The sequence below is a fragment of the Vibrio sp. V08_P9A1T1 genome (assembly GCF_963874405.1).
Lineage (GTDB): Bacteria > Pseudomonadota > Gammaproteobacteria > Enterobacterales > Vibrionaceae > Vibrio > Vibrio anguillarum.
This window is the reverse complement of record NZ_CAWNIB010000045.1, coordinates 1-9,141: the sequence shown is the minus strand read 5'-3', so window position 1 is coordinate 9,141 and position 9,141 is coordinate 1. Positions and strand designations below refer to the sequence as shown.

The 9,141-nt window shown below is 45.3% G+C and carries 9 protein-coding genes; 2 read left to right on the top strand and 7 right to left on the bottom strand.

All coding sequences use genetic code 11. The features are described 5' to 3' along the window. The 7 genes from AACT21_RS02725 to AACT21_RS02695 all read right to left on the bottom strand — a co-directional run. On the bottom strand, positions 1-337 hold a 337-nt coding region (locus tag AACT21_RS02725; protein ID WP_094164245.1), incomplete at its 3' end, for a DUF2947 family protein. Positions 338-402: 65 nt separating this feature from the next. Beyond that, the gene (rimJ, locus tag AACT21_RS02720) at positions 403-984 is read right to left on the bottom strand and encodes a ribosomal protein S5-alanine N-acetyltransferase (protein ID WP_094164244.1); all 582 of its coding nucleotides are present in this window, start codon (positions 982-984) and stop codon (positions 403-405) included. Continuing rightward, positions 981-2,525, bottom strand: coding sequence for a transcriptional regulator TyrR (gene tyrR, locus AACT21_RS02715; RefSeq protein ID WP_013856782.1), 1,545 nt, complete (start codon positions 2,523-2,525; stop codon positions 981-983). The genes rimJ and tyrR overlap by 4 nt, the downstream gene beginning before the upstream one ends. Positions 2,526-2,647: 122 nt before the next feature. Beyond that, positions 2,648-3,673: a YcjF family protein gene (locus AACT21_RS02710; RefSeq protein WP_094164243.1), complete on the bottom strand. Its 1,026-nt coding sequence runs from the start codon at positions 3,671-3,673 to the stop codon at positions 2,648-2,650. Then, positions 3,670-5,049, bottom strand: coding sequence for a YcjX family protein (locus tag AACT21_RS02705; protein WP_094164242.1), 1,380 nt, complete (start codon positions 5,047-5,049; stop codon positions 3,670-3,672). Before AACT21_RS02705 ends, AACT21_RS02710 begins: the two co-directional genes overlap by 4 nt. Positions 5,050-5,194: 145 nt before the next feature. After that, positions 5,195-5,380 carry a hypothetical protein gene (locus tag AACT21_RS02700; protein WP_010320694.1) on the bottom strand — a complete coding sequence of 62 codons (186 nt, stop codon included), beginning with the start codon at positions 5,378-5,380 and terminating at the stop codon, positions 5,195-5,197. A 103-nt stretch (positions 5,381-5,483) separates the two neighbouring features. Next, entirely contained in the window at positions 5,484-7,004 is a 1,521-nt protein-coding gene (locus AACT21_RS02695; protein WP_094164241.1) for a fumarate hydratase, read from the bottom strand. A 176-nt stretch (positions 7,005-7,180) separates the two neighbouring features. On the opposite strand from AACT21_RS02695, the gene pabB reads away from it, so the two are divergent. Continuing rightward, a complete protein-coding gene (gene pabB / locus AACT21_RS02690; RefSeq protein ID WP_094164240.1) occupies positions 7,181-8,572 on the top strand; it encodes an aminodeoxychorismate synthase component I in 1,392 nt (463 codons plus the stop codon). Between the two features lie 65 nt (positions 8,573-8,637). After that, on the top strand, positions 8,638-9,141 hold a 504-nt coding region (locus AACT21_RS02685; RefSeq protein WP_094164239.1), incomplete at its 3' end, for an NUDIX hydrolase.

Below are 9,141 nucleotides of genomic sequence, written 5' to 3'. Positions count from 1 at the left end.
TTTCGATAATATTGTACTTTTCATAACAAAAATAAACGGTCACGTCATTTTGCCAATCAATATGGGCCAAAATATCAACGGGTAATGATTCATCGTCACTTTCCCATTCTTTCATCCAACTGATTTCATTGATCCAACTGCCTGCTTTACGAGGCCAATCTTGAGAACTTAACCTCTCTGAATCTGGGCTTTGAGCACTGATATTTTCCAGCCAAAACTGAGCCGCTCTGGCTTGAGACATGGGTTTAATATGCACCAGATCTTGCTCAGGAACTGGCATTGATTGGTGAGTGAAAATCCATTTTCTTTGGTATTGATCCAAAGGCAAATACGACATTGAATTTCCTTAATGTTTTAGCTGACTTGTGAATATAGCCGCTTTACTTTTAAAACGATAACCCATTAGCTTGGGCGCCAATCAGCATTAACCAATGCTGTTAGGTTGTGATCTTCCCATTGGCCATCAATGAGCAAATAATTTTTAGCGTGACCTTCGGCCTGAAAGCCCATTTTCATCAACACCGCTTCACTGCGTTTGTTGATTGGCATATAACCAGCCATGATACGGTGTAGGTTTTGTACCTTAAACATGTAGTGGCACGCCATTTTTAATGCACGGCCCATGATGCCTTTACCTTGTGCATTCTTCGCTAACGAATAGCCGAGATTACAAGCATAAAATGGAAAGCGTGAGAGGTTACTAAACGAAATGGTGCCAAGCATGTCACCACTGTTAATATCGATGATGAGCAAATAATAGCCTAATTGCATTTTATGCAGCTCACCAAGTTTAATCAGCCGCTGTGCCCAACCGTGAGCCTCAAAAAACGCCGCTTCTCGCTTAGGTTCCCAAGGCCGTAAATGTTCACGATTACTCGTAAAATAGGCGGCGATCATCTCCGCATCTTCAAGTTTTGCGGTTCGCACTAAAATATCATTGTCCATTTCATACACTTGGGACAAGGTGCTGCATGACTGCATCAATTTTTCCTAATTCCGTAGTCGCGTAGCTTATTGGCGATAGAGGTGTGTGATACGTTTAAACGCTTAGCCAACTTACGGCTTGAAGGGAAAGACTGATATAAACGTTCCAAAATTTGAGATTCATACTCTTTCATGATGTCATCTAATGAGCCATCAAGATTGACATGGGTATTGCCAGTATGAACGGTTTCAAGCTGCGGCAGATGGAAGAGGTCCACTGTTAACTGATTATCAGACATCTCCGTTAGCGCCCTGAGCACCATGTTGTCCAACTGTCGTACGTTGCCTGGCCATTGGTAATGAGAGAGCTGATCCGCCAAATCTTCCGCTAGTAGTGGTTTGACCATACCCATTTTCTTAATGTGTTTCGCCACGAACAGTTCAAGCAATGGCTGAATGTCGTTAGACCGCTCACGCAAAGTAGGAATACGGAGAGTTAACACATTCAGACGATAAAAAAGATCTTCACGAAATGCGCCTGATTCGGCTAAATCTGCCAACTTGTGACGCGTCGAGGCAATCACACGAACATTAACATGAACTTCATGCTCCTCACCAACGCGGCGGAATGTACCATCTTGCAAGAAGCGCAGTAGTTTAATTTGTAAATGAGGGCTCATCTCCCCGATTTCATCGAGAAAAACGGTGCCGCCATTCGCCTGTTCAAAAATACCTTTATGGCCTTGTTGATGATTAAATGACCCTGGCGCATGACCAAACAACTCCGTTTCCGCAACATCATCCGGCATTGAAGCACAACTCAGAACTAAGAAAGGAAAGGAGGCACGGTGAGAGCGATTATGACAAGCCTTGGCCAACATCTCTTTACCCGTTCCGGTTTCGCCTTCTATAAGCAAAGGTTGATCAAGCATTGACAGCTTCTTAGCTTGGCTAATGAGCGCTTTATGGCGGTTAGACACTCCGACAAAATGTTCAAAACCAAGGTTATTGTGTAAAGGCAAAGCATCATCGACGACGCCGCTAGGGCTTTTAGAACGAATCATCATCATGGTACTTGCCAAGGTGGATTCTTTCGACTCACCCGTAATATAAACAGGCATCATCTCCATCAGATAATCGAGACCATCGTGCACGATCTCCTCACGTTGTCGTGCTTTGTTGCCTTCAAGCCAGCGTGATAGGTTAAAGAAAGGTAATAATGCAGAAATGGGCTGCCCTATCACCTCTTTCTCTGTTTTGTTAAACAGCGATAGTGCTGAATAGTTTGCCATATCAACAAACCCTTTCAGATCAATCGCCAGCACCGCATCAGGCACGTTGTTGAGTAATGAAATTAACTCGGTGTTATGCCGCTCCATGGGCATGAATTGAATTTTCCGAACATCTTTTACGCCAGAAATTCGGCGAATTTCAGCCATCAATTCACTGAATGTTTCAAAATCAATGTCAGGGCAGTTGAGGTAAATAATGCCGATGACATCGATTTCAATCCCACGCAAATCAATGTTTCTCGATGCAAGAATATCGAGCAGTTCTCGGGTTAGGCCGAGTCTATCTTCACAAGAGACTTCAAGACGCACTTAAAAATCCTAATAAAAAGTGTCAGGAAAAGTTGACAGTAGTTTCTATCAAGCCTTGTATGGCGTCAAGTTATCTCATGTTTTGAGGTTCACATTCGGGCATATTATTTGATAAATGTTGCTTATTTCACCGTAAGCGCGGCGATTCTTGCGACGATCTGTTTGCGAATCGCCCCTAATTTTACTTTTCTGTCTGGCTGCCATGTCATCGGCCTGAGCAGTGCCATGGCTTTCAAACCAAGACGAGCGGTCAATATTCCCACTCCTAAACCTTGCCCTGCCCGCGCGGATACTTTTCCGGCTAAATCCATAGAAAGGAGATCCATGCTGGCGTCGATGGCGAGTTCGCTGGCACCTGCCGCAGCCATATTAATCAATACGGACTTAAATAAAGAGAGACGAGACCAGTAACCCAATGGCACTCCATACAGTTTTGCCAGTTGATCAATCATAGTGAAATTACGCCATGCCACTAACAACATATCTGCGATGGCTAAAGGGCTAATTGCCACTAGTGCTGCCGCTTCTGTTGAATATTGTGAGACGATTTTGGTTGCTTGTTTATCTTGTTCACTCACCACCATAGCATCGTACATATCGAGTATTTCAGCATCGCTGTGTGAAGCATTAACGCTGTTTAACCAACGATCATAGGCTGGGCTTTCGGTTTTTATGCCACTTTGTTTAGCTAGAGCTTGGCAGAACGCGAGCCCATGACCAACGCTGTCGGTTTGCATAAGCTGTTCGCTTTGCTCTTGAATACTAAAATGATGGCGAAGTGCTCGTAACTTCCACAGCTCTTTGATTAAGGTACTTAAGCCTAACGATGCCAAACCAGCAATAAATCCCGCCCAGCCTAATGCTAACCAGTCCGCTGATTGAATCGCCGTGATAACTGAATCGATAGCTTGCCAACCGATTAAACCTGCAAAGCTTATAACTAATGCCGCAGCTCGCCATTTCCGACCTTGTGATGGACGAATGATTTGCTCCAACTCTTTTTCCGCAGCACTCTCTTCATTGCTGATCGGCATTGGAATGAAGGCTTCATTATTTTGAAACTGCTGTTGAGCCGTAAGCTCTGGCGTACTCTTCTGTTGTGGTTCTAATTTTTGATTAAAGATTTGCTTGGTTTTTAAATCACTCATTTCAGCTTATCTCCAATTAAATATTCCAACGCTTTATCTAAACGGATATGAGGGCAAGGTTCATCACAGCTAAATGCTCTTGGTTTAAAACTGGTGAATTCAAACCCTTGATGCTGCCAATACTCTTTGTTAGGTAACTTTTTCGGCACATCGCCGGGGAAAATGGTCAAAGTTTCGCCATTGAGCGTCACGCCTTGTAAGGCTGGAATGGTGCGCTCACCGCTATCAATAAAACCCGCTTGTGTGGCCTGTATCGATGCCATACTGATGCAACTCATCTCAATATTCTCATAGGCGGCGCTTTGCCAAGCCGGATGAACCATCTGCTGCAGTAACGACACCAAATGCGGGTGTTGTTCAGGGGTGACATGATCCGCTTTGGTTGCGGCAAACAGCACTTTGTCTATCTTGGGTGCAAACAGACGCTTGAGTAAACCATTACGACCATAACGAAAGCTATGCATAATCTGTTCAAGCGCACGACGCATATCCAAAAAGGAGTCGTAGCCGTCATTGAGTGGAGATAAGCAATCGACTAACACAATCTGCCGATCAAACGTGGCAAAATAATTTTTGTAAAAAGCTTTCACAACCTTGTTTTGGTATTCTTCATAGCGTGCTTTTAACATGCTGTAATTACTATTGGGAGCCGGCTTCTCTTCACCGTACGGATTACGGCATGGAAAAAACTGCAGTACAGGCGCACCTTCTAGCTCTCCCGGCAACACAAAACGCCCCGGTTGCACCCAATGCAAACCGGCATTTTTACACGCGTGCAAATACTCCGTAAACAGCATCGACAGTGAAGCAAGCTTTTGCTCATTGGCGTCTTGTGTTACATCGAGTTTAGCTAACCCCTCAAGCCACGGCTCGGCTAATGAGGAACGTAGTTCACTTAGCGCTGAAAACTGCTGTTCTGACCACTGTTCATAGGTCATTTCGAGCAGAGGCAGATCCAACAGCCATTCCCCCGGATAGTCGATGATATCGAGATAAAGTGTGGCCGTGTGACCAAATAATTTTTTACTGCGCTTTTTAGGTTTGTATTTGATCGCTAGGCGAATCTCGCTGACGTCACGAGTGGGCACAGGCCAATGTGGCGGTTCGCTGTGTAACTGTGACATCGCTTCATCGTAAGCAAAGCGTGGAACCATTAAGTTAGTTTGAGGGACACGTTTTGCACCCACAATACGTCGGTCACGCGTTGCGGAAAATAGCGGTAAATTATCATGGGTAGAGGTGTGCAGTAATTGGTTCACTAAGGAGGTAATAAAAGCCGTTTTCCCCGCTCGCGATAACCCCGTGACAGCAATTCGAACGTGCGAATCTAATCCACGGTTAATTAAATCAGTCATTTCTCGACGAATGTGCTTCATTCACTCACTCCACTTCATTTGATGACGCTACTTTATGTGTATTCACCTTAATCAGAGATGAACAAAAAGCCCCTGACAAGAATCAGAGGCTTAGGCTTTTTTGGCCAAAAAATTCGCTGTTCTGTGTTGAGCCGCTCACATCGGCTCAATCATCTTCTATTAATTTATAAATCACAAACAATGCAGCCTCAAGCATCACCCATAACACGCAGGTGATTGTGACGTACTTATCATCGAAGATGCTGATGCCATGTAGAATAAGGTCATAGCCGAGGAAAACCCCAACCACAATAGCGATAATAATTTGTAATATTTTAATAAAACGAGGCATCTACCCTCCTAGTTTTGCAAATGAGCATTTCAATTATCTACTGATTTATAGACGATAACTGCAGCCTAAGCTGCAGTTATCGTGAGAACGCGATGAGATCAGATTAAGCTTTCTTTTGAGCTTCGGCAATCTTCACTTTCCATGTGTCTGGGCCTATTTGGTGAGCATTCGCGCCACGCGAGTCCACCGCAACCGTGACTGGCATGTCTTCAACTTCGAATTCATAAATGGCTTCCATACCTAAATCTTCGAATGCCACCACGCGTGCTTTCTTAATCGCTTTCGCCACTAAGTAAGCCGCGCCACCCACCGCCATCAAGTAGACCGCTTTGTGGTTTTTGATTGACTCCACCGTCGCAGGTCCACGCTCTGCTTTGCCTATCATCCCCATAATGCCCGTTTCATCAAGCATCATGTCGGTAAATTTGTCCATGCGAGTCGATGTCGTCGGGCCTGCTGGACCAACAACTTCATCACCCACCGCATCAACGGGGCCAACGTAATAGATAAATTTACCTTTAAGATCGACGCCTTTAGGCAGCCCTTCGCCATTTTGCAACATTGCTTGGAGTCGTTTATGTGCGGCATCGCGGCCCGTTAAAATCTTACCGGAAAGAAGCAGTGTTTCACCGGTTTTCCACTCTTGAACCTCTTCTTTAGTGACCGCATCAAGGTTGACGCGGTGCGCGCTTGCTCCTGCGTCCCACACAATTTGTGGCCAATCTTCTAGCTTTGGTGGTGTAAGTTCAGCAGGGCCCGTGCCGTCTAGCGTAAAGTGAACATGGCGGGTCGCCGCGCAGTTAGGGATCATACAAACAGGTTTAGACGCGGCGTGAGTCGGCGCTGTTTTGATTTTTACATCCACAACGGTGGTTAAGCCACCAAGCCCTTGCGCACCAATGCCTAAACGGTTCACGCGGTTAAAAATATCTAACCGCAGTTCTTCTTCCGCATTTTGTGGACCACGATCAATCAGTTCTTGAATATCGATATGCTCCATCAATGATTCTTTAGCAAGCACAGCCGCCTTTTCCGCGGTGCCGCCAATACCAATGCCGAGCATACCCGGAGGACACCAACCCGCCCCCATCAAGGGTACGGTTTTTTCTACCCATTCAGCAATGTCATCGGAAGGATTGAGCATTACCATCTTGGTTTTGTTCTCACTGCCGCCGCCTTTGGCTGCGATTTGAATGTCGACTTTATTTCCTGGCACCATATTGATATGAACGACAGCAGGCGTATTGTCTTTAGTATTAATACGCTTACCAGCAGGATCCATTAATATAGAAGCGCGCAATGGGTTATCTGGATTGGTGTACGCTTGACGAACTCCTTCATCAATCATTTCTTGCACCGTGAGATCAGACTCCCATTGCACATTCATACCAATGTTGACAAAACAAGTGACAATACCGGTATCTTGGCAAATGGGTCGATGCCCTTCTGCTGACATGCGCGAGTTAATGAGAATTTGTGCGATCGCATCTTTCGCAGCTTGGCTCTCTTCTCGATGATAAGCCTTTTCTAGCGCTTGAATGAAGTCCAGAGGGTGGTAGTAAGAGATATATTGAAGAGCGTCAGCGACACTGCTGATCACATCCTGCTTGCGAATTACCGTCATTGCGTGCCTCGTTATTGTTATGCTTCTCTTGACTGTTACGTGTTCCTCATTCAATAAGCGGTAAGCTTCTCAGCAAAAAATCAACTTATTGATGTGATTCAATCAAGTAGCAGCTTTTAATTTGCATTTTATGATACTCTTGCTTTACTCAACACGCCATGCAGTGATCGGTCTCTTTGTCACAAATTACGCAAATGAACAACAACGAATTCAATCATATCCAAGTTAACGCACTGACTTACCATGTCGATCTCGCTCACCAATTGTTTTCTAAAATCGAAGACTGCCCGTGGGCTATGCTGTTGCGCTCCGCCTCTAAGACGCATATCGATAGCCGTTTTGATATTTTAGTCGCTGAACCACTGGCCACCTTAGTGACACAAGGGGATAAAACGACGGTATGCGAACCGCAGTCTCGTTATGATTCTCAGGCAGACCCATTCCAACTGCTCAAACAGTTGCAGCAGCAGTATTTGCCCGATGTTCAAAGCGATATAGACCTTCCTTTCGTGGGCGGTGCACTCGGTTATTTTGCCTATGACTTAGGGCGGCAGATAGAACGAATTCCAACGCTCGCTGAGCACGATCTATCCACACCTGATATGGCGATTGGTCTCTATCAATGGGCTGTGGTCGTTGATCATTTGCACCAAGCCGCCTACGTGGTGGGCAATCATATTGATGAAGCATGGCAATGGCTCAATGCTCAGAGTTCAAAAAATAACGACGATTTTGTATTACGCTCTGATTGGCAATCCAACATGAGTAAAGAGAGCTACCAACGGAAATTTGAGCAAATCCAGCGCTATTTGCTCAGTGGTGATTGTTATCAAATCAACCTTGCACAGCGTTTTCAAGCGCATTATGAAGGCAGTGAATGGCAAGCTTATCAAAAACTGGAAGCGTTTAATTGCGCACCATTTTCGGCTTTTATTCGCTTAGAGGAGTCAGCGATTTTGAGTGTCTCTCCCGAACGTTTTATGCAGGTCAAACACAACATCATCGAAACTAAGCCGATAAAAGGCACCCGACCAAGAAGCGATAACCCCAGCATTGACGCCGCTAACGCGGCAGACCTTGCTTGCGCAGAAAAAGATCAAGCAGAAAACTTGATGATCGTTGACCTATTACGAAACGATGTTGGCCGTGTGGCAAAACCGGGGTCTGTACATGTGCCTAAGCTGTTCGATATTGAAAGTTTTCCTGCCGTGCATCACCTTGTGAGTACCATTCGCGCAGAACTTGATTCTGCCTATTGCGCGGCCGATCTATTAAGAGCCAGCTTCCCCGGAGGCTCAATTACTGGCGCACCAAAAGTACGTGCAATGGAAATTATTGAGGAGTTAGAGCCTCACCGCCGTAGCGCTTACTGTGGCAGCATCGGCTATATTAGCCGCCACGGGACAATGGACAGCAGTATTGCTATCCGAACTTTGGTGGCAGAGAAGAAACAACTGCACGTTTGGGCTGGTGGCGGTATTGTTGCCGATAGTCAGTGTGAGCTTGAATATCAGGAGACACTGGATAAACTGAGCCGAATTTTACCTGTGCTCGAACAACCTCGTTAACCTTTCCAAGGTTTATTGAACTAGGCTAAAAAGAGGTAGACGCAAAATCCGAATAGGTAACGAAAATGAAGAGAAACAGCGTACAGACTGCGACCCCCTTGACAAAAGATCGGCTTATCCAGCGCTTTCAGTTGCAACAACCTGTGCCTTATCATGAAGAATCTATCCGTCGTGTGGCACACCTTGCTCCTCAAACCTTACGCAAGGCTTCAGTGTTAATTGGTTTTGTTGAGCGGAAGAATGGTTTAAATGTGGTATTAACCAAGAGAGCTGCGCACCTTAAACATCATCCGGGACAAATCAGTTTTCCTGGCGGGAAATATGAGGAAGTCGATGGCTCGCTGCAGATCACTGCGCTTCGTGAAGTAAGAGAAGAAATTGGAATTTTAGCAAACGACATTACTATTTTTGGGCAACTGCCTGAATTGGTTACCGTCAGTAAATTTGTAGTGACGCCCTTTCTTGCTTTTATCAACCCCAATTACAAGGCCATTATTGATACCAATGAAGTGGACGAAATATTTGAAGTTCCCGCCCACCATCTGTTTGATCGAAACAAACTCTATAGC